The organism is Pseudolabrys taiwanensis, assembly GCF_003367395.1.
GTDB lineage: Bacteria > Pseudomonadota > Alphaproteobacteria > Rhizobiales > Xanthobacteraceae > Pseudolabrys > Pseudolabrys taiwanensis.
This window is the reverse complement of the sequence record NZ_CP031417.1, coordinates 5,446,020-5,468,958: the sequence shown is the minus strand read 5'-3', so window position 1 is coordinate 5,468,958 and position 22,939 is coordinate 5,446,020. Positions and strand designations below refer to the sequence as shown.

The 22,939-nt window shown below is 64.9% G+C and carries 25 protein-coding genes; 18 read left to right on the top strand and 7 right to left on the bottom strand.

Features of this window, described 5'->3' with window-relative positions; genetic code table 11:
* Window positions 1-107: 107 nt before the first annotated feature.
* The gene (locus DW352_RS26025; RefSeq protein WP_115694060.1) at window positions 108-1,598 is read left to right on the top strand and encodes an alpha,alpha-trehalose-phosphate synthase (UDP-forming); all 1,491 of its coding nucleotides are present in this window, start codon (window positions 108-110) and stop codon (window positions 1,596-1,598) included.
* Between the two features lie 15 nt (window positions 1,599-1,613).
* On the opposite strand, the gene DW352_RS26020 is transcribed toward DW352_RS26025, so the two are convergent.
* A complete protein-coding gene (locus DW352_RS26020; protein WP_115694059.1) occupies window positions 1,614-2,003 on the bottom strand; it encodes a DUF1236 domain-containing protein in 390 nt (129 codons plus the stop codon).
* Between the two features lie 280 nt (window positions 2,004-2,283).
* Here DW352_RS26020 and DW352_RS26015 point away from each other — a divergent pair, with 280 nt between their 5' ends.
* Window positions 2,284-2,790, top strand: coding sequence for a YciE/YciF ferroxidase family protein (locus DW352_RS26015; RefSeq protein WP_115694058.1), 507 nt, complete (start codon window positions 2,284-2,286; stop codon window positions 2,788-2,790).
* A gap of 150 nt (window positions 2,791-2,940) precedes the next feature.
* A complete protein-coding gene (locus DW352_RS26010; RefSeq protein ID WP_115694057.1) occupies window positions 2,941-3,168 on the top strand; it encodes a hypothetical protein in 228 nt (75 codons plus the stop codon).
* Window position 3,169: 1 nt separating this feature from the next.
* On the opposite strand, the gene ku is transcribed toward DW352_RS26010, so the two are convergent.
* The gene (gene ku / locus DW352_RS26005) at window positions 3,170-4,039 is read right to left on the bottom strand and encodes a non-homologous end joining protein Ku (RefSeq protein ID WP_115694056.1); all 870 of its coding nucleotides are present in this window, start codon (window positions 4,037-4,039) and stop codon (window positions 3,170-3,172) included.
* Here ku and DW352_RS26000 point away from each other — a divergent pair.
* The 6 genes from DW352_RS26000 to paaE all read left to right on the top strand — a co-directional run bounded on the left by DW352_RS26000 (window position 4,038) and on the right by paaE (window position 8,982).
* Window positions 4,038-5,060, top strand: a complete 1,023-nt coding sequence (locus DW352_RS26000) for a PaaX family transcriptional regulator C-terminal domain-containing protein (RefSeq protein WP_115694055.1) — start codon at window positions 4,038-4,040, stop codon at window positions 5,058-5,060. The genes ku and DW352_RS26000 overlap by 2 nt on opposite strands.
* 134 nt (window positions 5,061-5,194) lie before the next feature.
* Window positions 5,195-6,199 carry a 1,2-phenylacetyl-CoA epoxidase subunit PaaA gene (gene paaA / locus DW352_RS25995; protein WP_115694054.1) on the top strand — a complete coding sequence of 335 codons (1,005 nt, stop codon included), beginning with the start codon at window positions 5,195-5,197 and terminating at the stop codon, window positions 6,197-6,199.
* A 10-nt stretch (window positions 6,200-6,209) separates the two neighbouring features.
* The gene (gene paaB / locus DW352_RS25990; RefSeq protein WP_115694053.1) at window positions 6,210-6,497 is read left to right on the top strand and encodes a 1,2-phenylacetyl-CoA epoxidase subunit PaaB; all 288 of its coding nucleotides are present in this window, start codon (window positions 6,210-6,212) and stop codon (window positions 6,495-6,497) included.
* 148 nt (window positions 6,498-6,645) lie between these two features.
* Entirely contained in the window at window positions 6,646-7,401 is a 756-nt protein-coding gene (paaC, locus tag DW352_RS25985) for a 1,2-phenylacetyl-CoA epoxidase subunit PaaC (protein ID WP_425374622.1), read from the top strand.
* A gap of 5 nt (window positions 7,402-7,406) precedes the next feature.
* On the top strand, window positions 7,407-7,907 hold the full coding sequence (paaD, locus tag DW352_RS25980; RefSeq protein WP_115694610.1) for a 1,2-phenylacetyl-CoA epoxidase subunit PaaD: 501 nt from the start codon (window positions 7,407-7,409) through the stop codon (window positions 7,905-7,907).
* A 7-nt stretch (window positions 7,908-7,914) separates the two neighbouring features.
* Window positions 7,915-8,982, top strand: a complete 1,068-nt coding sequence (gene paaE, locus DW352_RS25975; protein ID WP_115694051.1) for a 1,2-phenylacetyl-CoA epoxidase subunit PaaE — start codon at window positions 7,915-7,917, stop codon at window positions 8,980-8,982.
* Window positions 8,983-9,109: 127 nt separating this feature from the next.
* On the opposite strand, the gene DW352_RS25970 is transcribed toward paaE, so the two are convergent.
* From DW352_RS25970 to paaG, 4 genes are all read right to left on the bottom strand, one after another.
* Window positions 9,110-9,739, bottom strand: coding sequence for a TetR/AcrR family transcriptional regulator (locus DW352_RS25970; protein WP_115694050.1), 630 nt, complete (start codon window positions 9,737-9,739; stop codon window positions 9,110-9,112).
* A gap of 137 nt (window positions 9,740-9,876) precedes the next feature.
* Complete coding sequence (gene paaK, locus DW352_RS25965; RefSeq protein ID WP_115694049.1) at window positions 9,877-11,187, bottom strand: phenylacetate--CoA ligase PaaK; 1,311 nt, start codon at window positions 11,185-11,187, stop codon at window positions 9,877-9,879.
* A 15-nt stretch (window positions 11,188-11,202) separates the two neighbouring features.
* Window positions 11,203-11,661 (bottom strand): hydroxyphenylacetyl-CoA thioesterase PaaI, encoded by a 459-nt coding sequence (gene paaI, locus DW352_RS25960; RefSeq protein WP_115694048.1) that lies wholly within the window; start codon window positions 11,659-11,661, stop codon window positions 11,203-11,205.
* 3 nt (window positions 11,662-11,664) lie between these two features.
* Window positions 11,665-12,444 (bottom strand): 2-(1,2-epoxy-1,2-dihydrophenyl)acetyl-CoA isomerase PaaG, encoded by a 780-nt coding sequence (paaG, locus tag DW352_RS25955; RefSeq protein WP_115694047.1) that lies wholly within the window; start codon window positions 12,442-12,444, stop codon window positions 11,665-11,667.
* Between the two features lie 181 nt (window positions 12,445-12,625).
* Here paaG and paaN point away from each other — a divergent pair, with 181 nt between their 5' ends.
* From paaN to DW352_RS25910, 9 genes are all read left to right on the top strand, one after another.
* Window positions 12,626-14,287 (top strand): phenylacetic acid degradation protein PaaN, encoded by a 1,662-nt coding sequence (paaN, locus tag DW352_RS25950; protein WP_115694046.1) that lies wholly within the window; start codon window positions 12,626-12,628, stop codon window positions 14,285-14,287.
* 83 nt (window positions 14,288-14,370) lie between these two features.
* Complete coding sequence (locus DW352_RS25945) at window positions 14,371-15,531, top strand: ABC transporter substrate-binding protein (protein WP_115694045.1); 1,161 nt, start codon at window positions 14,371-14,373, stop codon at window positions 15,529-15,531.
* 142 nt (window positions 15,532-15,673) lie between these two features.
* The gene (locus tag DW352_RS25940; protein ID WP_115694044.1) at window positions 15,674-16,546 is read left to right on the top strand and encodes a branched-chain amino acid ABC transporter permease; all 873 of its coding nucleotides are present in this window, start codon (window positions 15,674-15,676) and stop codon (window positions 16,544-16,546) included.
* Between the two features lie 130 nt (window positions 16,547-16,676).
* On the top strand, window positions 16,677-17,615 hold the full coding sequence (locus tag DW352_RS25935) for a branched-chain amino acid ABC transporter permease (RefSeq protein WP_115694609.1): 939 nt from the start codon (window positions 16,677-16,679) through the stop codon (window positions 17,613-17,615).
* A complete protein-coding gene (locus DW352_RS25930; protein WP_115694043.1) occupies window positions 17,612-18,394 on the top strand; it encodes an ABC transporter ATP-binding protein in 783 nt (260 codons plus the stop codon). Before DW352_RS25935 ends, DW352_RS25930 begins: the two co-directional genes overlap by 4 nt.
* Window positions 18,387-19,088: an ABC transporter ATP-binding protein gene (locus DW352_RS25925; protein WP_115694042.1), complete on the top strand. Its 702-nt coding sequence runs from the start codon at window positions 18,387-18,389 to the stop codon at window positions 19,086-19,088. Before DW352_RS25930 ends, DW352_RS25925 begins: the two co-directional genes overlap by 8 nt.
* 132 nt (window positions 19,089-19,220) lie before the next feature.
* Window positions 19,221-19,997, top strand: a complete 777-nt coding sequence (locus DW352_RS25920; protein WP_115694041.1) for an alpha/beta fold hydrolase — start codon at window positions 19,221-19,223, stop codon at window positions 19,995-19,997.
* Between the two features lie 8 nt (window positions 19,998-20,005).
* The gene (locus tag DW352_RS25915; RefSeq protein WP_115694040.1) at window positions 20,006-21,043 is read left to right on the top strand and encodes an LLM class flavin-dependent oxidoreductase; all 1,038 of its coding nucleotides are present in this window, start codon (window positions 20,006-20,008) and stop codon (window positions 21,041-21,043) included.
* Window positions 21,044-21,144: 101 nt separating this feature from the next.
* The gene (locus tag DW352_RS25910) at window positions 21,145-22,188 is read left to right on the top strand and encodes an MBL fold metallo-hydrolase (protein ID WP_115694039.1); all 1,044 of its coding nucleotides are present in this window, start codon (window positions 21,145-21,147) and stop codon (window positions 22,186-22,188) included.
* Here DW352_RS25910 and DW352_RS25905 read toward each other — a convergent pair.
* Window positions 22,172-22,936 carry a maleate cis-trans isomerase family protein gene (locus DW352_RS25905; protein ID WP_115694038.1) on the bottom strand — a complete coding sequence of 255 codons (765 nt, stop codon included), beginning with the start codon at window positions 22,934-22,936 and terminating at the stop codon, window positions 22,172-22,174. The two genes, DW352_RS25910 and DW352_RS25905, sit on opposite strands and share 17 nt — an antisense overlap.
* Window positions 22,937-22,939: the final 3 nt, after the last annotated feature.

Sequence of the window (22,939 nt, the reverse complement as noted above, 5' to 3'; positions counted from 1 at the left end):
ACTTCACGAGACAATTCAACGCGACATGTTTTGTGCATTCGTTGCGAATGCGACGGAACCTCTCGCATGAATGTCCGTTAATCCACGTGGCAAGTGTGGCGCGGCAAATGTCGCGCAATAGCGGAACGCGGGGGAGTGTGCAGGTGGACATCATCGTTTCCAATCGGGTCGCGAAGGTTACGCCCGGTGGACCTGTGATGGGAGGCCTTGCCTCCGCCCTTTTGCCGGCCGTCCGAAAGTCAGGTGTCGTCTGGTTTGGTTCGAGCGGCAACGTGCGCAACGCGGTTCCCGGCGCGCCACCGTTGGTGCAAGTCGAGTCCTATGGCCGTGGCACGATCGCTACGGTCGATCTGCCCGAGCAGCATTACGCCGGTTTCTACGAGGGCTATGCGAACTCTGCCCTGTGGCCCCTTCTCCATTCGCGCGCGGATTTGTCCTGCGCATCGGCTGACGACTTCGTCTGCTATCGCGAAGTGAACGCCTACATGGCGCGGACGCTGGCTGCTTTCGGCGGCGACGACGCGACGTTCTGGGTCCACGATTATCACTTCCTTCTGTTGGCGCGCGATCTGCGCGCGCTCGGCGTCACCAAGGAAATCGGCTTCTTCCTGCATACGCCCTGGGCGCAGCGCCGCGTCATGACCCGGCTGCCACAGATCCGCGAGATCGTGGAAGCGATGCTGTCCTATAACTTGATCGGCTTCCAGACGGATCGTGATCGCGACAACTTCGCAGAGCTTTTGCGGCACGATCTGCAGATCCCCGGGCACGGCCTCACTTTCAAGACGCGGCACGGCACCTGCCGTCTCGGCACCTTCCCGATCGGCATCGACGCAGAAGCGTTCGCCGAGAGCGCGCGTAAGGCGGCGAACGACGAGGAAGTGCGACGGCTGCGCCAGAGCGTCGCCGACTCGGCGCTCGTTATCGGCGTCGACCGCGTCGATTATTCGAAGGGCCTCGTGCCGCGCATTCAGGCTTTTGACCGGCTGCTGACAACGCAGCCCGATCTCAAGCGGCGGTTGTCTTTGCTGCAGATCGCGGTGCCGTCGCGCACCAATATCGAGGCGTACCGCGGCTTGCAGCATGACCTGTCGGCGCTCGTCGGTGAGGTCAACGGCCGCCACGGCGAAGTCGATTGGACGCCGATCCGCTATCTCAACAAGGGGTACTGCCAGGCGTCCCTGGCCGGGTTCTACCGCGCCTCTTCCATCGGCCTGATCACGCCGATGCAGGACGGCATGAACCTAGTGGCGAAGGAGTATGTCGCCGCTCAGAACCCGGACGATCCAGGCGTACTGGTCCTTTCGAAATTCGCCGGCGCGGCTTGCGAACTCAACGGCGCCCTCCTCGTCGATCCACGCGACGTCGACGGCATGGCGCAGCGTCTTGTCACGGCCCTCGCCATGCCGCGCTGCGAACGTCGCGAGCGCTGGCAATCGATGATGCAGACCCTCCTGCAGCATTCGATCCATGCGTGGTTCGCCGGCTTCATGCAGGAGTTGAAGGCGCCGCAGCCGAACGTGCTGCCGCTCGCGACGGCGAAGGTCGCGGCCCTCCGCCCAAGCCCGCGTGACCAGGCTTTTGCGACACACCACTAAGCCGGCGGCAGCCTTTTAGCCCGCCGGCACGATGGCGACGATCCGCCGCGTATTCCGCGCGACAATCACAAACCGATTGGCGACGACAACATACTGGTCGTTAATATAGGCGGGCAGCGCGTCGCCGAGCGCCCGCGGCATGTCCTGCAGCGCCACGCTTTGCGGCACGGTCGCGCCCATAGACACCAAGAAGTTTGGATTGCCGGCGCGCATCGCCGAGGTCGCAAAATCCTTGACCGCCTCGATCTGTTGCGGCTCCAGGTCGGCATGGTCGGCCGTCTGCGTGGACTGCGGACCAAGCCACACGGCCGCACCGAGACCGAGCACCGCCGCAGCCGCGACGCTCCAGGCCATCACCGCACGCCTCGCCTTCGGCGCCGCGCTGCGCGAAGTCTGTTCGCTCATGAGATTTGTAGGTCCTTCCCCGCGCCGCTCACGATTGCCAATCGGCCTTAGCTCTTACGTTGTCCTCGATGACATCTCGTGCGCCGTCGCATAGGCCGGCATGAGTGCCTTCGCTAGATGGCAGTTGTGTGACGCGACGGCGGAAGATTCTCCTCGCTGGCCGACGCCAGCCCGGACCTTTGAATGGCCTTCCGATGTCGTAAACGCTCACATCCAAGCGGAACGAACATAAGGACCGACCATTAATGAACTGACACCAACCCAAAAGCCGGAGGAACCCATGGGTCTGTTCACCAAGGATATCAAGACGCTCGACAACCTGTTCGTCCATACACTGCAGGACATTTATTACGCCGAACAGCAGATCGCCAAGACGCTGCCGGAGATGATCGAGAAAGCCTCGAGCAGCCAAGTCAAAACGGCATTCAAGACCCACCTTGACGAGACCAAAGGTCAGATCAAGCGGCTGGAGCAGGTATTCAAAATGCACGGCCAGGAGCCGAAGGGCGTCGACTGCCCGGCCATCGACGGCATCATCGACGAGGCGCAAGAGATCGCGGGCAACACCGCCGACAAGCAGGTCCTCGATGCCGCCCTCGTCGCGGCGGCGCAGGCGGTCGAACACTATGAGATCTCGCGCTACGGCACGCTGATGGCCTGGGCGCACCAGCTGGGACGCGACGACTGCGCCAGCGTGCTGGCCGAAACGCTCCAAGAAGAGAAGGCTACCGACGCAAAGCTGTCCAAGCTCGCGGAGACCAGTGTCAACATGCAGGCGGCCGTCTGAGGCCGGAACGAAACGGCAAACAGCCGGTTATCCCACGAGTCCTGACTATTTCCCCCTCCCCCCAGGGCTCGACAATTCCACTGACCCCGGTCCGCGTACCGGGGTCTTTTTTTTGCTAGGGTGAGCATCGGCAAAAGGGGGGGGCACATCATGCCCGGCAAGCGCGTGACGTTCGACGAGGAGACCTGGGCCGCGCTCGACATGCTGGCGAAGGATCGCATGATGGATTTCCAGGATTTGGCCGACGAGGCATTCCGCGATCTGCTGCGGAAGCACGGCCGGCCCGGAAGCCTGAAAGAAGCGCTCCGGCGCAGCGCCGGCGAAAGCGCCACGGTCGTTTCGCTGAAGCGGAAGAAGGCGAAAAAGAAGAGGCTGTGAACTAGCCCGCCTTGCGGTGCCGCGCCGTCGAGCGTGACGACTTCTTCGCTGTCCGCGTGCCGCCACGGCGGGCGCCGCGCCGCGCCGGCGTGGCCTTGGCGCCTTTTGCACTCCGGCGTAGCGCGTCCATCAGATCGATGACCTTCGCCGGCTCCCGTTCCTTGGGCGCCTCGATCTTTTCGCCATGCTGCTTGCGCTTGATCAGATCGCGCAGCGCGCTTTCGTACTTGTCGTGGAATTTATCCGGCTTGAAGTGGCCTGCCTTGCTGTGAACGATGTGGGTGGCGAGTTCCAGCATGTCTTTCGGCACGCTCTCGTCCGGGATGTCGTCGAAATAGTCCTTCTCGTCGCGGATTTCGTAAGGGTAGCGCAACGTCATGCCCATGAGGCCCTTGCCGCGCGGCTCGAGGGCGATGATGTGTTCACGGTTGGTGAACACGATCTTCGCCAGCGCGACCATGCCTTCCTTCTTCACCGCCTCGCGAATGACGGCGAACGCCTGCGCCCCGACCTCGCCGTCTGGTACGATGTAATACGGCGTATTGAGATAGAGCTCGTCGATTTCCTTCTTCGGCACGAACTCGTCGATGTCGATCATGCGATTGGATTCGATCTCCACGGCGTCAAGCTCATCCGGCTCGACCTCGACATATTCGCCTTTGGAAATCTCGTAGCCCTTGACGATGTCTTCGGCGGCCACCTCGTCGCCGCTCTCGGCATCGATTTTCTGATAGCGGATGCGGTTGCCGGTGTTCTTGTTGATCTGGTGGAACCGAACCTTCTCGCGCTCGGACGTCGCGGGAAAAAGCTGGATCGGGCAGGACACGAGAGAAAGCCGGAGGTAACCCTTCCAATAAGCACGCGGCGCCATGACGCTACTCCACACCGAAGAGACCCGACTCAACGGATGGCAGCGAGCCTCGGTTCCCTGCGGCTTGCGGCGACAGGCTGCGTGCGATACCTCCGACCATCGCATTTTCAGGGAGCGGACGCTGCGCCCGCATCAGCCCAAGACGGTATCCGCCGCCACCGCCGCGCTGCTCGACGATTTCCACGAGCAACGGCGGGTTCGGGCGTGGTCGCTGATCATCACGCTGTATGGCGATGCCATCGTGCCGCGGGGCGGCAGGCTCTGGCTCGGTTCGCTTACCGAGATCATGGCTCTGTTCCGCATCGACGCGGGCCATGTGCGCACTGCGATGTCGCGCCTGACCGCCGACGGCTGGCTGGAGCGCGAGCGCATCGGCCGCAACAGCTACTACCGGCTGACGCGCCGCGAGGAAGGCTCGTTCATCACCGCCACGCAGCGCATTTACTTCACGCATACACCCGCCTTCGACGGCCGCTTGCGGCTCGCGCTATTGGGGCCGGGCGTCGACGACCGTCCGGCGATACGGCCGGCGCTCGAGCGCGCGGGCTTCGCGGCGCTGACGCCGACAACGTACGTCGCTTACGCCGATCCCTCGCCCGCCCTGCCCGACACCGAAGGCTTGTTCCTGGTGCATGCCAATCCCGCCGACGACATGCATGCCTTGGCGGACGCGGCCTGGAAGCTCGGGCCGCTGGCTGCTTCCTATCGGGCCTTCATCGCCCGGTTCACGCCGCTCGACATCGCCCTTGCCGCCGGCGGCCCGGTCGAGAGCAGCGACGCACTGGTCTCGCGCATCCTGCTCATTCACGAATTCCGCCGCATCGTACTGCGCGACCCCGGGCTCCCGGATGCACTCTTGCCTCCGGATTGGCCGGGAGCGGCAGCCCGGACGCTCGCCGGCCGCATCTACCGCCGGCTGGTGGCTCCCTCCGAGGCCTTCCTGAACGTCCACGCTCAGGACCAGAACGGCCCAATTCCTCAGCCACAAGAAGGCTTTAACCGGCGTTTCGCGGCCGAATGAGCCGGCTTCGGGCATTGGCCCGGGTGGCTTCGTCACAAAACATGTTACGAAATTTATTGACGTTATAAATTATCGTAACATAATGGTCACCAATAAGATCACGGCGATCGAACGCCGGCTCACAGGAGACGCCGATGTACACGCAAGCGCTCAACAGCGCCGCCGAGCCCGCCCGCACTGCGTCCGATCCGGAGCGTGAGAAGCGCTTCCAGGCGCGCATCGATGCCGAGGAGCGGATCGAGCCCAACGACTGGATGCCGGAGCAGTATCGGCGCACGCTCATTCGCCAGATCAGCCAGCATGCGCATTCCGAAATCGTCGGCATGCTGCCGGAAGGCAACTGGATCACCCGCGCTCCTTCTTTGAAGCGAAAAGCCGCGCTGCTCGCCAAGGTGCAGGACGAAGGCGGCCACGGCGCCTATCTCTACGCCGCCGCCGAAACCTTGGGCGCCGCGCGCGAGGACCTTGAAGACGAGTTGCTCAGCGGCAAAGCGAAGTATTCCTCGATCTTCAACTACCCGACGCTGAGCTGGGCCGATATCGGCATCATCGGCTGGCTGGTCGACGGCGCGGCGATCATGAACCAGATCCCGCTGTGCCGCTGCAGCTACGGCCCTTATGCGCGGGCAATGATCCGCGTCTGTAAGGAAGAGAGCTTCCACCAGCGCCAGGGCTACGAAATCATGCTGGCGCTCTGCCGCGGCACGCCGGAGCAGAAGGCGATGGCGCAGGAAGCGCTGAACCGATGGTGGTGGCCGGTGCTGATGATGTTCGGCCCGTCCGACAAGGACAGCCAGCACACCGAGACCGCCATGCGCTGGAAGATCAAGCGCTTCACCAATGACGAACTGCGGCAGAAATTCATCGACGCCACGGTGCCGCAAGGGCACTTCCTGGGCCTCACCTTCCCCGACCCGGCACTGACCTTCAACGAGACGACGCAGCATTGGGATTTCGGCGAGATCGACTGGACCGAGTTCAAACGCGTCATCGCCGGCGACGGGCCGTGCAACCGTCAGCGTATGAAGCAGATGCGCGCCAAACACGACAACAATGCGTGGGTGCGCGCGGCGGCGCTCGCTTACGCCAATAAGCGCCAACAACGCGCCGAAGCCGCCCATCGCGTCGCGGCCGAATAGGAGAGGAAATATGAGCGACAAGAACTGGCCGCTGTGGGAAGTCTTCATCCGCACGCGCAACGGGCTGGCGCATCGCCACGTCGGCAGCGTGCACGCGGTGGATGCGACGATGGCGCTGCATGCCGCGCGCGACACCTATACGCGGCGCGGCGAAGGCCTGTCGGTATGGGTTGTGCCGTCGAACGCGATCACGGCATCGGACCCGGCCGACAAGGACATGATGTTCGAACCGACCGCGACGAAGATCTACCGGCACCCGACCTTCTACGACATCCCCGACGACGTCGGGCATATGTGAGCTTCGCCCGTCGTCCTGAGGTGCGCGCCTTCAGCCGCGCCTCGAAGGAGTTCTGAGTCGGACGCGTGCGCGATTGAGAATCAGAGACCCTTCGAGGGCTTCGCTACGCGAAGCCACCTCAGGGTGACGGACCAAGGCAATGGCAACCATGACCGACGCACCGCTCTTCCAATACACGCTGCGGCTCGCCGATACGGCGCTCATCCTCGGCCATCGGCTGTCCGAATGGGTCGGACATTCGCCCGTGATCGAGGAAGATCTCGCCTTTGGCAATATGGGCCTCGACCTCATCGGTCAGGCGCGTGCGCTCTATGCTTATGCCGGTGAGGTCGAAGGCAAAGGCCGCGACGAGGACGCGCTCGCTTATCTGCGTGATGCCGGCGATTACCGGAACCTGCTGCTGGTCGAGCAGCCGAACGGCGACTTCGCCAACACGATGGTCCGGCAATTTCTCTACGCCGCCTTCGCGCATCCTTATTTTGAGGCGCTGGCCGCTTCGAAGGACGAAACGCTCGCCGCCATCGCGGCCAAGGCGGCAAAGGAGATGGCCTATCATGTGCGCCACGCCGCCGAATGGACCATCCGCCTCGGCGACGGCACCGACGAGAGCCACGCGCGCGCGCAAGACGCGCTCGAAGAGCTGTGGCCGTATACCGGCGAAATATTCGAAGTCGACCCGATTGAGCGCGCGCTGATCGACATCGGTGTCGCCGTCGACCCGGCACCCTTGCGCGCCCTATGGAACAAGACGATGGACGATGTGCTGGGCGAAGCCACCTTGGTTCGGCCGCGCGACGGCTATATGCAGAGCGGCGGACGCGCCGGGCGGCACAGCGAGCATCTCGGCCACATTCTGTCCGAGTTGCAGTTCCTGCAGCGCGCTTATCCCGGCGCAACGTGGTGAGCGTGATGGCGAGCGCCTTGCGCGATAGCGATCTGCGCGACCGCGCCTGGACCGCCGCGGCGAGCGTCGCCGATCCGGAAATCCCGGTGCTCAGCATTGCCGATCTCGGCGTGCTGCGTGACATCAGGGTCGAGAACGGCACTGTCGAGGCGGTGATTACGCCGACCTACTCCGGCTGCCCGGCGATGAACATGATCGCGCTCGAGATCGAGCTGGCGCTGGAAAAGGCAGGCTTCGCCAAGCACAAGGTCACCACCGTGCTGTCGCCGGCCTGGACCACCGATTGGATGACCGAACAGGGCAAAGCCAAGCTGCGCCAATACGGCATCGCCCCACCGGTCGCCAAAGCCGGCCGGCGCGCGCTGTTCGGCGAAGACAAGGTCGCCTGCCCGCATTGCGGCTCGAACGATACGCAGCGCATCTCCGAATTCGGCTCGACCGCTTGCAAGGCGCTGTGGCGTTGCAAGGCGTGCAGTGAGCCGTTCGACTATTTCAAATGCATTTGAGGACGCCATGGCCATCGAATTCCATCGCCTGACGGTGGCGGACGTGCGGCGAGAGACGCCAGAAGCGGTGTCGATCGCCTTCGCCGTGCCACGCGAGTTGAAGGATGCGTACCGATTCACGCCCGGCCAGCACCTGACCTTACGCACGGAGGTCAACGGCGCCGAGGTGCGGCGGTCCTATTCGATCTGCGTGTCGCCGGACGACAACGAACTGCGCGTCGCGGTGAAGAAGGTCGACGGCGGCCTGTTCTCGACGCTTGCCAACGAGGCGATCAAAAAGGGCGACGCCATCGACGTGATGACGCCGCAGGGCCGGTTCGGCGTAGCCGTCGACCCAAATGCGACGCGTACCTACGTCGCCATCGTTGCTGGTTCGGGCATCACGCCCATCATGTCGATCCTGCGCACCGTCCTGACGCACGAGCCGAAAAGCCGCGTCGTCCTGATCTACGGCAACCGCACCACCCAGAGCATCATCTTCCGCGAAGCGCTCGAGGACGTGAAGGACCGTTTCATGGAGCGCTTCACGGTGCACCATGTATTGTCGCGCGAGCGCCAGGAGATCGGCTTGCTCGACGGACACATCGATGGCGGCAAGCTGGACACGCTGTTGCGCACACTACCGCAGGGCGGCATCGATCACGCTTTTCTGTGTGGCCCCGGCGGCCTGATCGAGGACGGCAAGGCAGCACTCACGCGCGCCGGTGTGCCCGCCGAGCGCATCCACGTCGAGTATTTCTCGACCGACGGCTCGCCGATCACCACCCAGGCGCCCTATAGCGCCGCGGACGCGCAAGAGGCCAATGTCGACATCGTGCTCAATGGCTCGCACCACAGCATTGCCGTGCGCGGCGGAGAGACCGTGGTCGACGCGGGCCTGCGCGCGGGGCTCGATATGCCCTACTCCTGCCGCGGCGGCATGTGCTGTACGTGTCGGGCGAAGGTGACGAGCGGCGAAGTCCGCATGGACACCAATTACTCATTGGAGCCGTGGGAGCTCGAGGCGGGCTACGTGCTGACCTGCCAGTCGCATCCGATAACGCCGAAAGTCGCGCTGGATTTCGATCAGGTTTAGTCCCGTCATCCTGAAGTGCGAGCGAAGGGAGCCTCGAAGGATGAACGGCCGGGGCCGTCGCCCTTCGCGGGTCGCGCTGTGCGCGACCACCTCAGGGTGACGGAGAGAGGCAGTGCTGGTGGCTCAGTTAGGCGCGCGCGGTTCGCTTGGCCTTCATCGGCGCCGGCGCGGTCAGAGCGGCCGCCCCCTCGACCAGCAGCGTCGTGACCAGATCGGCATAGTCGCCGCGCGTCAGCGCCCTGCCGTCGCGGAACCACATATAGTGCCAGTTGATCATGCCGAACAGCGACATGGTCACCGGCTTCAGCAGCGCATCGCCCGCCAATGCCGGATTCACCGCCGCGATCGTGTCGGCGAACACGCGCACCAGATCGCGCTCCATGTCGGTCAGCACCTTCTGGCGCTTCGGCGGCAGCTTGCTCAGCTCGTTGAGCTGAATCTTGTGCTCGTTGTCGGCGTCGCGATAGGCCTCGAGCAATGCTCCGACCAGGCCACGCAACCGCTCTCGCGGCGGCAAGGTCTTGTCGACCGCGTGTACGGCATCGACCAGCACCTGCAGATGCGCGTGCAGGATATCGAACAGCAACTCCGCCTTGTTGACGTAGTAGTGATAGAGCAGCGCCTTCGACACGCCGCAGGCCTGCGCCACCTCGGCCATCGACGCGCGGTCATAGCCATGCTTGGCGAAGACCGCAGCCGAATGGCTAAGGATCGCCTGTCGTTTGTCGTCGTAATCCGCTGAACGTGGACGCGCCATCAGAGTTCGTTTCCGTTAGGTCGCTCCGCACTCCGCTCATTCCCGCGCACGCGGGAATCCAGCGCTGAGCCGCCAGGTCCAGCTGGGTCCCCGCTTTCGCGGGGACGAGCGGAGGATTTGCAACACTGCCGCATCGATCAATCCTTCGGTCGCTTGTCGACGACGCGCCTGGCCTTGCCCATCGAGCGCTCGATGCCGCCGGGATCGGCGACCTCGACCTCGACGCCGATGCCGACGACGCTGCGCACGTGCGCCTTCAACAGCGCCGCCTGCGCCGCACGCGAGGCTTCGTCCGCATGTTCGGCGCGCGCCTCGACATGCACGCGCACGCTGTCGAGCCGGTGTTCGCGGTAGAGCTCGATGTAGAAATGCGGCGCAAGACCGTCGCAGCGCAACAACTGCTCCTCGATCTGCGTCGGGAACACATTGACGCCGCGCACGATCATCATGTCATCGGAGCGGCCGGTCACCTTCTGCATGCGGCGCATCGAACGCGCCGTACCAGGCAGCAATCGCGTCAGGTCGCGCGTGCGATAGCGAATCACGGGCATGGCTTCCTTGGAGAGCGAGGTGAACACCAACTCGCCCTGCTCGCCATCCGGCAGCACCTGACCGGTCACGGGATCGATCACCTCGGGATAGAAGTGATCCTCCCAGATGTGCAGGCCGTCCTTGGTCTCGACGCATTCGTTGGCGACGCCCGGCCCCATCACCTCCGACAGGCCGTAGATATCGACGGCGTCCATGTCGAAGGCCGCTTCGATCTCGCCACGCATCGAATTGGTCCATGGTTCGGCGCCGAAGATGCCGATCTGCAGCGACGACTTGCGCGGGTCGATGCCTTTTGCGCGGAATTCATCAAGGATCGCCAGCATATAGGATGGCGTCACCATGATGATGTCCGGCGCGAAGTCGCAGATCAGTTGAACCTGGCGCTCCGTCATGCCGGCGGATACCGGGATGACGGCACAACCGAGCTTCTCGGCGCCGTAATGCGCACCGAGGCCGCCGGTGAACAGCCCATAGCCGTAGGAGACGTGCACCTTCATGCCCGGCCGGCCACCCGAGGCGCGGATCGAGCGCGCCATCACCGTCGCCCAGACGTCGATGTCGTTCAGCGTATAGCCGACCACCGTCGGCTTGCCGGTCGTGCCGGAGGAGGCATGGATACGCGCGATACGGTCCTGCGGCACCGCGAACATGCCGAACGGATAATTGGCGCGCAGATCCTGCTTGGTGGTGAAGGGAAACTTGGCGAGGTCTTCGAGGCACTTGAAGTCGTCGGGGTGGACACCCGCGGCGTCGAATTTCTGTTTGTACGAGGCTACATTGTCGTAGGCGTGCTTGAGCGACCATTTCAAACGCTCGGTCTGCAACGCAGCGATCTCGTCACGCGAGGCGCGTTCGATCGGCTCTAGGCCATAGGGCTGATAGGATTTGTCGAGCATGCTGTCCTCCCGAGGTCAGCGGGTAACGGCGGCTTCGCCGCTCTTTTCGAGATTGGGGACGAGTTCGCCTTCGATGGTGCGCGAATGGCCGCGAAACTCCGCGATCACCGTGCCGTCTTGGCGCGTGACGGTGATGTCGTAGATGCCGGAACGGCCGCGCCGGTGCACTTCGACGCCGCGCGCCGTCAGCCGGTCGCCGAGCTTGCCGGCGGTGATGAAGGTCACGGCGCAGTGCTGCGCCACGGTGCGCTGGTTGTAGGTGTTGCAGGCGAAGGCGAAGGTGGAATCGGCCAGCGTGAAGATGAAGCCGCCGTGGCAGATCTTGTGGCCGTTGACCATGCGGTCCGTGACCGTCATCTGCAATTCGGCACGGCCGGGACCGACCGAGACCAGTTCCATCCCCAAGCCGCGGCTGGCCTGGTCTTCGGCCCACATCGCATCGGCGCAGGCTTTGGCAAGTTGTTCGGCGTTCATGGCTCAGCGCTCCCGGCCGGTGAACACCGGCGCGCGCTTTTCCATAAAGGCCTTCACGCCCTCGGCGTAATCCGGCGAGCGCCCGGCGGCCCGCTGCAGATCGCGCTCGAGATCAAGTTGCGTCGCGAAATCGTTGGTCTCGGCGGCGTCGAGCGCGCGCTTGATTTGAGCGAGTCCGAAGGTCGGCCCGCTGCCGAATTGCGTGCAAATCTTTTCCGCCTCGGCGATGAGCTTATCGTCGTCGACCGCCTTCCAAATCAGACCCCAGCTTTCGGCTTTCTCAGCCGATAAGGGCTCAGCGAGCAACGCCAAACCGCGGGCGCGGGCGCTGCCGGCAAGGCGCGGCAAGAGCCAGGTGCCGCCGCTGTCGGGAACCAGTCCGATCTTGGCGAAAGCCTGCGTGAAGTTGGCGCTCTTCGCCGCGAGCACAATGTCGCAGGCGAAGGCGATGTTGGCGCCGGCGCCGGCGGCGACGCCGTTGACACCGGCCACGGTCGGAAACGGCAAGTTGCGCAATTTGCGCAGCAACGGATTGTAATAGCGCTCGATCGTGTCGCCTAGATCGCCCTTGGCGATAGGATCGCTCAAGTCCTGTCCTGCGCAAAAGCCCCGCCCTGCCCCGGTGATAAGCAATGCACGGCAGCCTTGCGCTTCCGCCTCGTCCAGCGCTTTCATGAGCGCGACGTGCATGGCCTGCGTGAAGGAATTCAGCCGCTGGGGGCGATTGAGCGTCAGCACCCAGAAATCCGGGCGCCGGTCGACGAGGACAGGTGTCTCGTCCATTGTTGTTTCCTCCGCGATCCGGCGCTTCTTTGGTTTCCGCCGTGGCGGAAAGGCGCCGTGACCGAATTATATTATGCTTGACTGACCGGTCGGTCGACTAATTAATATGGCCAGCAAGTCAGGGTGTCAACGCGGCCTCTCACGAAACGCGGGACGCCGGAGGAATGCCGGAGGAAATGATATGAGCTTCTTCGAAGCGCATCGTGCGCTGCTTGATCGTGCCGTCGCCGCGTGTCGCGCGCGCACGTATTGGAGCGCGTTTCCGGAAGCCGCCAGCGGCAAGATCTACGGCGAGACCGCGAAGGCCGACGGCGAGGCTGCGTTCAAGGCGATGCTCGGCAAGCCGTTCGAACTCGATCAGCCGAACGAGAAACACGCCGGCAAGGAAGTCTCTCCCTACGGCGTTGCGCTCGGCATTACCTATCCGACGGCGTCGGCGAACACCTTAATCGACGCCTCGCGTAAGGCGGGCACGGCATGGGCCGCCGCCTCGATCGAGGCCCGCGTCGGCGTGTGTCTTGAAATCGTGCAGCGCATCAACCGCCAGAGCTTCCTGATGGCGAATGCCGTGATGCACACCACGGGCCAAGCTTTCATGATGGCCTTTCAGGCCGGCGGTCCGCATGCGCAAGACCGTGCGCTCGAAGCGATCGCCTACGCCTATGATGAAATGGCGCGCGTGCCGGCGACGGCAGAATGGACAAAGCCGCAAGGCAAGGGCGAGCCGATCGTACTCGACAAAGTCTGGCGCGTCATTCCGCGCGGCGTATCGCTGATCATCGGCTGCGCCACCTTCCCGACCTGGAACAGCTATCCGGCGCTGTTCGCGAGCCTCGCCACCGGCAATACGGTCATCGTCAAGCCGCATCCGGGCGCGATCCTGCCGCTCGCTATCACACTGAAGATCGCACGCGACGTCCTTAAGGAAGCCGGCTTCGATCCGAATGTCGTGCTGCTTGCCGCCGATGACGCCGAGGCGCCGTCGACCAAGGATTTTGTCACCCATCCGGACGTCGCCATGGTCGACTTCACCGGCGGTCCGGCCTTCGGTGCCTGGGTGCGCGAGCACGCCGCGACCGATCTCGTCTTCACCGAAGAGGCTGGCATCAATCCGATCGTTATCGACTCGACCAGCGACTTCCGCGGCATGTGCGGCAACATCGCCTTCTCGCTGTCGCTCTATTCCGGCCAGATGTGCACGGCGCCGCAGAACATCTTCGTGCCAGCGGCCGGCATCGAGAGCAATGACGGCCACAAGAGCTACGACGAGGTCGCGGCCGGCATCGCCACCGCCATCGACAAGCTGCTGGGCGAGCCGGAGCGCGCCGCCGGCATTCTCGGCGCCGTGCAGAACGAGGCGACCGTCGCGCGCGTCGCCGCATCGCGCAAGCTCGGCCGCGTCGTGCGCGATTCCATCGCGGTGCCTGTGACCGGCTTCGATGGCGCCCGCACCGCGAGCCCGCTGGTGCTCGCGGTCGACGCCAAGGACGACAGCGCCTGGGGCGAGGAGCGCTTCGGGCCGATCAGTTTCGTGGTGAAGACCGCCGACACGGCCGAGTCGATCGCCCGCGCGGCGGAATCGACCAAGCGCAAGGGCGCCATCACCGCCTCGCTCTATTCGACTGACGACAAGGTGATCGATCAAGCGGCCGATGCCTTCGCCCGCTCCGGCGTCGCGCTGTCGGTCAATCTCACCGGCGGCATCTATGTCAACCAGTCCGCCGCGTTCTCGGACTACCACGTCACCGGCGCCAATCCCGCCGGCAATGCCTGTCTGACCGATGCGGCATTCGTCGCCAATCGGTTCCGCATCGCCAGCTTCCGCCGCCAGCGCGCGGCGTAAAGCCCGATGCCACGCTGAAGTGAGACGGCCGCGAACAAAGACGGCCGCTCACGAAGAGGAAACGTCCACCATGGGAGGAAACCATGACACCACGCGTCGGAAGACTTCTGCCTAGGCTGCTGGCCGCGGCCGCGTTCCTGACGGCGGCGAGCGCCGCCCACGCCGACATCAAGATCGGCGCCATTCTCTCCGTCACCGGCCCCGCCTCCTTCCTCGGCGATCCCGAGAAGAAGACGATCGAGATGTACGTCGCCGACATCAACGCCAAGGGCGGCATCAACGGCCAGCAGATCAAGCTGTTCGTCTATGACGACGGCGGCGACCCCAACCAAGCACGCACCTTCGGCACGCGCGCGCTGGAACAGGACGGCGTCGACGCGCTGCTCGCCGGCTCGACCACGGCGACGACCATGGCGCTTATTCCGCTCGCGGAAGACGCCCAGGTGCCGCTGATCAACTTCGCCGGCGCCGTGCAGGCCGTCACGCCGGTCAAGAAGTGGAACTTCAAGACACCGCACACCGACCTGATGGCATGCGAGAAGATCTTCGAGGATCTCAAGAAGCGCGGCCTCACCAAGGTCGGCATGATCTCCGGCAAGGACGCCTTCGGCGCCTCCATGCGGCAGCAGTGCATGACCGTCACCGGCAAGTACGGCATCGAGGTGCTGGCCGACGAGAGCTACGGCCCCGGCGACACCGACATGACGCCGCAGCTCACCAAGATCAAAGGCACGGCGGGAATCCAGGCCGTGGTCAATCCCGGCTTCGGTCAGGGCCCGGCGATCGTGACGCGCAACTACAAGCAGCTCGACATCAAGGTGCCGCTGTACGAGAGCCACGGTGTCGGCTCCAAGCAGTACATCTCCCTCGCCGGCCCCGCCGCCGAGGGCGTGCGGCTGCCGGCAGCGGCGCTGCTCGTCGCCGAGAAGCTGCCGGACAACGACCCGCAGAAGAAGGTCGTGGTCGACTACAAGACCACCTACGAGCAGAAGACCGGCCAGCCCGTCTCGACCTTCGGCGGTCATGCCTATGACGGCCTGATGATCCTGGTCGAGGCGATGAAGCGCGCCAAGAGCGCCGACAAAGCCAAGGTGCGCGACGAGATCGAAAAGACCAAGAGCTTCATGGGCACCGGCGGCGTCGTGAACATGTCGCCGACCGACCATCTCGGCCTCGACCTGACGGCGTTCCGAATGCTCGAGATCAAGAACGGCGACTGGGTGCTGATCAATCCGGGGTCGTGATGGAGCGCCATCCCTCCCCTGAAAGGGGAGGGTGGCTGCGAGCGAAGCGAGCAGCCGGGTGGGGTCGTTTTTCAAATAGCCCCCACCCGGTCGGCTTCGCCGACCACCCTCCCCCGCAAGCGGGGGAGGGACAGAGGTGGATATGTCCGAATTCCTGCAGTTCCTTTTCTCCGGGCTGACCGTGGGCGCGATCTACGCCCTGGTCGCGCTCGGCTTTACGCTCATTTACAACGCCTCCGATGTGCTGAATTTCGCGCAAGGCGAGTTCGTCATGCTGGGCGGCATGGTCACGGTGTTCGCGACCGCCGCCGGCGTGCCGCTGCCGCTCGCAGCCCTGCTTGCGGTTGCTGTCGCGATCGTGGTCGGGCTCGCGCTCTATTGGCTCGGCATCGCGCCGGCGCGCGGCGCCTCGGCCGTCAGCCTCATCATCATCACCATCGGCGCGTCGATCCTGATGCGCGGTGTCGCCAGCCTGGTGTTCGACAAGAACTTCCATTCGCTGAAACCCTTCGCCGGCGATGCGCCATGGATCGTCGGCGGCGCGGCGCTCCTGCCGCAGAGCGTGATCGTGCTGATCGGCGCCGGGTTGATCGTCCTGGCGCTGTGGGTGTTCGTGACCATGACGCTGACGGGCAAGGCGATCCTCGCCACCGCCGCCAACCGCACCGCGGCCAAGCTGGTCGGCATCAACACGGGTGCGGTCGTCGCACTCTCCTTCGCGGTGTCCGCCGCTATCGGCGCCATTGGCGGCGTGCTGGCAACGCCGATCACGTTGACGAGCTACGACGCCGGCACGCTGCTCGCGCTCAAGGGCATCGCCGCCGCCATGCTGGGCGGCATGGGCAATCCACTCGGCGCGGTGGTCGGCGGCCTGCTGGTCGGCCTGCTGGAAGCTTTCGGCGCCGGCTACATCTCGTCGGGCTACAAGGACGCCATCGGCTTCCTCGTCATCCTGCTGGTGCTGTTTGTGATGCCGCAGGGCCTGTTCGGCCGCGCCGGCGTGGAGCGGGTTTAGTGATGGTTCATTTTCTCCCCGCTTTCCGAAGTCCGAACCGGTCTCCGCTCATTCCCGCGCAAGCAGGAATCCAGCGCTGGGTCCCCGCTTGCGCGGGGACGAGCGGAAGATATTTCGGAGAAGCCCCATGATGCGGCGCTTCTTCGACAGCCCCTACGCCGTCGTCGTGCTGCTGGCGGTGATCGTCGCGGTGCTGCCGCTCGTCTTACCGTCGGTCTACTACCTGCGCGTCGCCGCGCTGGTTGCGATCTTCGCCATCGCCGTTGTCGGGCTTAATCTCTTGATGGGCTTTGCCGGCCAAGTGAGCCTTGGCCATGCTGGCTTCTTCGGCATTGGCGCCTACGCCGTGGCGATCGGTCCGACGCATCTCGGCATCCCGTCCTGGGCCGCGCTCATCATCGGTGCCGCGGCCGCAGGCCTGATGGCCTTCCTCGTCGGCCGGCCGATCCTGCGCTTGCGCGGTCACTATCTCGCTGTGGCGACGCTCGGCCTCGGCCTGCTGATCGCGCTCGTCTTCACCAACGAGTCTGCCTGGACGGGCGGCCCGGATGGCATGCCGGTGCCACGCCTCGAAGTCTTCGGCTTCCGCGTCTTCGGTCCACGCATGTGGTACTGGATCGCCGGTATCACTTTGGTGATCGGCGCCTGGATCGCGGCGAACCTCATCGCCAGCCCCACCGGCCGGGCCTTGCGCGCCATCCACGATAGCGAAACCGCCGCGCGCGTGCTCGGCGTCGACGTCGCCCGCTACAAGCTCATCGCCTTCGTCATCTCGGCCGTCTACGCCGCCATCGCCGGCGCCTATCTCGCGCTGTTCGACGGCTTGGTGACGCCGATCACCGCCGGCTTCCTGCGCTCGATCGAATTCGTCACCATGGCCGTGCTCGGCGGCCTCGGCTCCATCTTCGGCAGCATCGTCGGCGCGGCGCTCTTGGTGCTGCTGCCGCAGGTGCTGACCGTGTTGCACGAGTACGAACACATCGCGCTCGGCCTCATCATGATGCTGGTGATGATCTTCCTGCCGTCCGGCATCGTGCCCGCGCTCGCCGCGCGCCTGACGCGGAGGTGAGCGTGCTGGCAGCCTCGAACATCAGCATCAGCTTCGGCGGCATCAACGCGCTGTCGAATGTGTCGCTCAAGGTCGACCCGGGCGAGATCTTCGCCATCATCGGCCCGAACGGCGCCGGCAAGACAACGTTGTTCAACATCATCTCCGGTCTCTACGCGCCGAGCAGCGGCCGCGTCGCGCTTCATGGCGAGGACGTCACCGGCCTGCCGCCGCATCTTCTCGCCCGGCGCGGGCTGTCGCGCACCTTCCAGAACCTGCAGATATTCTTCCGCATGAGCGCCGCCGAGAACGTGATGGTCGGCCGCCACCTGCACGAGCGGCGCAATGTCGTCGCGCATCTGTTCACCTTGCCGTCGGTGCTCAGGCAGAACCGCGTCACGCGGGAGAAGGCCGAGGAGCTGATGGCATTCGTGGGCTTGCGTGACATGACCGAGCGCCCCGCCGGCACGCTGCCCTACGGCGCCTTGCGCCGACTCGAGATCGCCCGCGCCCTCGCCACCGAACCGAAAGTGTTGCTGCTCGACGAGCCGGCCGCCGGCTGCAATCCGGTCGAGACCGCCGAGATCGACGATGTGATCCAGAAGATCGCCGCGCGCGGCGTCACCGTCGTGCTGGTCGAGCACGACATGAAGCTGGTGATGAAGATCTCCCACCGCATCCACGTGCTCGATCAGGGCCGCACCATCGCTGAAGGCACCGCCGCCGAGGTCCGCGCGAATCCGAGCGTGATCGAGGCCTATCTCGGCAAGCACGGACAACGGGAGGCGGCGCGTGCTTAGCGTCGCCGACATCACCTGCCGCTACGGCCGCATCGAAGTGCTGCACGGCGTCTCGCTCGACGTCGGCCGCGGCGAGATCGTTACCTTGATCGGCAGCAATGGCGCCGGCAAGACGACCTTGATGCGCGTCATCTCCGGCATCTTGCCGCAGACCAAGGGCCGCATCCTGTTCGACGGCGCACCGCTCGACCGCCTGCCGGCGCACTTACGCGTCGCGCGCGGCGTCGCCCAGGTGCCCGAGGCGCGGCAGGTGTTCGCGCCGCTGTCGGTCGAGGACAATCTCAAGCTCGGGGCTTTCCGCCGCCACGCCGCCGACCTGCCGCACGCGATGGAGCGTGTTTACACGCTGTTCCCCGCGCTTGCCGGCAAGCGCCACACCGCCGCCGGCACGCTCTCGGGCGGTCAGCAGCAGATGCTGGCGATGGGTCGCGCACTGATGAGCGACCCGCGGCTGTTGCTGCTCGACGAGCCGTCGATGGGGCTTGCGCCGGTGCTGGTCGACCAGATCCTCGATACCGTCGTGGCGCTACGCAAGGAGGGCATGACCATTCTGCTGGTCGAGCAGAACGTCAACGCGGCGCTGGCCATCGCCGACCGCGCCTATGTGCTGGAGACCGGACGCATCGTGCTGTCGGGTGAAAGCGCCAGCCTGGCCCACGATCCGCGTGTGCGCGAAGCCTATCTGGGATTGTGATGATGATTGGCCGGATCGCACCCCACATGCCGCTCGTCCCCGCGAAAGCGGGGACCCAGCGCTGGATTCCCGCTTGCGCGGGAATGAGCGGCGTATGCGGCGACGCTCTTCGACCACACTAAGAGGCGTACTATGACCGACGACCTCATCTCCCGGCGCGGCTTGAGCGCGACACGCGGCGGGCGCGGCGAGAAGCTCGCGGTGCTGATCCACGGCTTAGGAGCCAACCGTGCGGTGTGGTCGCGCATGCTGGCGATCGCCGGCGATCATTGGCCCGGCCGCTGGCTCGCGCCCGATCTGCGCGGCCACGGCCGTTCCGTGATGCACGGGCCTTACGGCTATGCGATGCACGCCGCCGACATCGCCGGCCTGATCGAAAGCGAGGAGCCGGGCAACGTCACGCTCGTCGGCCACTCCATGGGCGGCGTGGTGGCTGCGCTCGTCGCAACCGGTTGGTATGGACCGCATGTGGCCGACGTCGCGGCCTTCGGCGTGAAGCTCGTTTGGACGCCGGAGGAAGAAGGCAAAGCGCGCGAACTGTCGTTGCGGCCGGCGCGTTCTTTCACGACACGTGCCGAGGCGGTCGACCGCTTCCTCAAGATCTCCGGCCTCATCGGCCTCGTCGATCCCGACTCCGAGACGGCGGCCTCGGGCATCGGCGGCAGCGAGGGACAATGGCAGGTCGCGATGGATCCGCGCGCTTTTGGCAGCGTCGGCCCTTCCATCCCCGCGCTGCTGAAGCTCGCGGCGGCGCCGCTGCGGCTAGCAGCCGGCGCCAGAGACCCGATGGTGACGCTTACGCAGATGCAGACGATCGATGCCGCGGCGCGCGCGATCGACGGCGCCGGCCACAACGCTCACTGGGAAGCGCCGGCCAAGGTGTGGAACTTCGTCAACAACAAGAACTGAGGAACGCCATGAAGCTGTCGATCTTCTCGGTCCAGGACCATTACCCGTCCGGCGCCCGTACGGTGCCGCAGCTCTATGGCGAGATCATCGCGCAGGCGGAACTGGCCGACAAACTCGGCTACGACACCTTCTGGGTCGCCGAGCATCACTTCCACGAATACGGGGTCGTGCCCAATCCGGCGATCATGCTGTCGAGCCTCGCGCAGCGCACGCAGCGTCTGAGGCTCGGCACCGCCATCTCGATCCTCACCTTTCATAACCCGCTGACGGTGGCGGAGAGCTACGCCATGGTCGACATCCTCTCGGGCGGGCGGCTGGTCTACGGCGTCGGCTCCGGCTATCTGCCGCACGAGTTCGCGGGCTACGCCGTCGACCCGGCCGAGAAGCGCGACCGTTTCGACGAGAACCTCGCGATCGTGCGGCGCCTGCTGAGTGGCGAGCGCGTCACCGCCAAAGGCAAGTTCACTGACATCGACGCCGTGGCGCTCAACGTCGTACCGATCCAACGCGAGGTGCCGATCTATGTCGCGGTGCTGCGGCGCGAGGCCGCCTTCCACATCGGTAAACAAGGCAACAACCTGATGTGCGTGCCTTATGCCTCGCTCGAGCACTTCGACCAGATCGGCGATCTCGTGGCCGAATACCGGCGCGGCAGGTCTGAAAGTAACATGGCCGACAACGGCACGTCTGCGAACGACGACGACACCGTGGTGACGCTGCACACCCATGTCGCTGAGAGCGATGCGGCCGCGCGGCGCGATGCCGAGAAAGCCTTCAACCTTTACGTCGACACCCGCCTCTACGCACGCAAGTCGACCTATGACGATGCCATGAAAAACGAGCTGCACCTGTTCGGCTCGGTCGACACCGTCGCCGATAAACTCGTGGCGCTGCACCGCATGGGCGTGCGCCACGTCTCGACGCTGCACAATTTCGGCCTCCTGGCGCAGCCGATCGTGCGCGCGTCGATGGAGCGACTGATGCGCGAGGTGCTGCCGCGGTTCAAGGCCCGCGTGGGCGAGACGGCGAAGCTGGCAGCGGTTTAGCCTGTTCAGCGGCAATGAGCGGAGGTTGGGGTGATGCTGCCGTCCTACCCATGCATTTCCGGGGCTCGCCCGCGGGCCGATAAGGGCCTAAGACGGAGGGCATGAACAAGCCTGAGACAAGCCTGCATTTTCCCCTCCCGGTCCCGCCCGAACCTGGCCAAGTCCTGGAGGTCGCCCCGGGCATCCTCTGGGCCCGGATCCCGCTTCCGTTCCGGCTGAACCACGTCAACATCTTCCTCATCGAGGACGGCGACGGCTGGGCCGCGGTCGATACCGGCCTCGGCGACGATCTCACGCGCGCGGTCTGGGAAGATCTGCTCGCCGGGCCCTTACGCGGCCACAAACTGACGCGCCTGATCGTCACGCATTATCATCCCGATCATATCGGTCTCGCCGGCTGGCTGACGCAGCGCTGCGACGTGCCGCTCGTCACCAGCGAGACCACCTACCTCGGCTGCGACAACATCTCGCTCAGCCCCGGCGCGCTGGAGGCCGATGTCTACCGCAACTTCTATCTGCGTCACGGTCTGGACGCTGAGACGACGCGGCTCGTGTCGACGCGCGGCCACGACTATCTGACCATGGTCACGGGCCTCCCGCCGACGTTCCGGCGCGTCGTCGCCGGCGACACGCTGAAGATCGGCGGCCGCTCCTTCGCGGTGCTGACCGGCGATGGCCATGCGCCCGAGCAGGTGATGCTCTATTGCGCGGAGGAGAAGCTGTTTCTCTCCGCCGACCAGGTGCTCGCGAAAATCTCACCGAACATCAGCGTCTGGGCCGTGGAGCCGGAGGGCAATCCGCTCGGGCTCTATCTACGCTCGTTGAAATCGCTCCGCGCGACGCTGCCGGAGGATGCGTTCGTCCTGCCGGGCCATCAATTGCCATTTTACCGGCTTCACACGCGCATCGACGAATTGATCGCGCATCACGGACTACGCTGCGCCGCCATCGCGGAGGCTTGCGCGGACGCGCCACATTCAGCGGCCGATCTGGTGCCAGTCGTTTTCCACCACACGCTGACGCCGCACGAGATGAGCTTTGCTTTCAGCGAAGTGCTGGCACACGTCAATTACATGGTCGATCGCGGCGAACTCGTCTGGACGGAGCCGAAGGGCGATATCCGACGCGTCATTGCCGCACGCTGAGACGCGCAACCCAAGGGTCGCCCTTCAGCCATGGGGCAAGCGTGTCGGCACTCGGCGCTGTCTTGTCGAGCACGGTCACGGCCCGCCACGCCAAGCAAAGATTGCATGACATCACCGGCGCCCCGCGCCAGCCGATCGACGCGGCGATGGGGCGGAGCGTCGGCATGCCGGTGCCCAGCATCACGATCGCATCGAGTGGCTTTTGCTCGAGCTCCTGCAAAGCGCGGCCCGCGCTCGATCCACTCAGGCTGTAGATCGGATGAAACGTACTGTCGTCGTTGAGCGTGCGAGCGACGTCCCCCACCTCGAAGCCGTGGGTCCGCCAATAGGCGATGCTCGCAGCGTTCAGATCGTCTGGATAAGGCGACACCAGACCAATGCGCCGCGCGTCCAAGGCGTGCAAGGCATCGACCACCGCCAGCGCGGCGGTGACGAAGGGATAACCGTGCCGGGCCTCGATGTCGGCCACCAGCGCCGCCTCTTTCACCCGGCCCGCAAGATACGAAGCACCGGTGCAGGCCGCCGCCGCGACGCCAATAGGCGCATTAGCGAATTGCCGCAACGAGGCATCGTATTGGTCGAAATAGTCGATCAACCGGGCGCTCAGCGACTTTCCATCGCTCATCAGCCGCGCGTTGATCATGGCGAAGCCCTCGGGCCACAGCAGGTTGAACTCCGGTTCAACCGTCGTGTTGGCCTGCGGCGTCAGCATGCCGATGAGGCCGCGCGGCGCGTATTCAAGCGACATGCT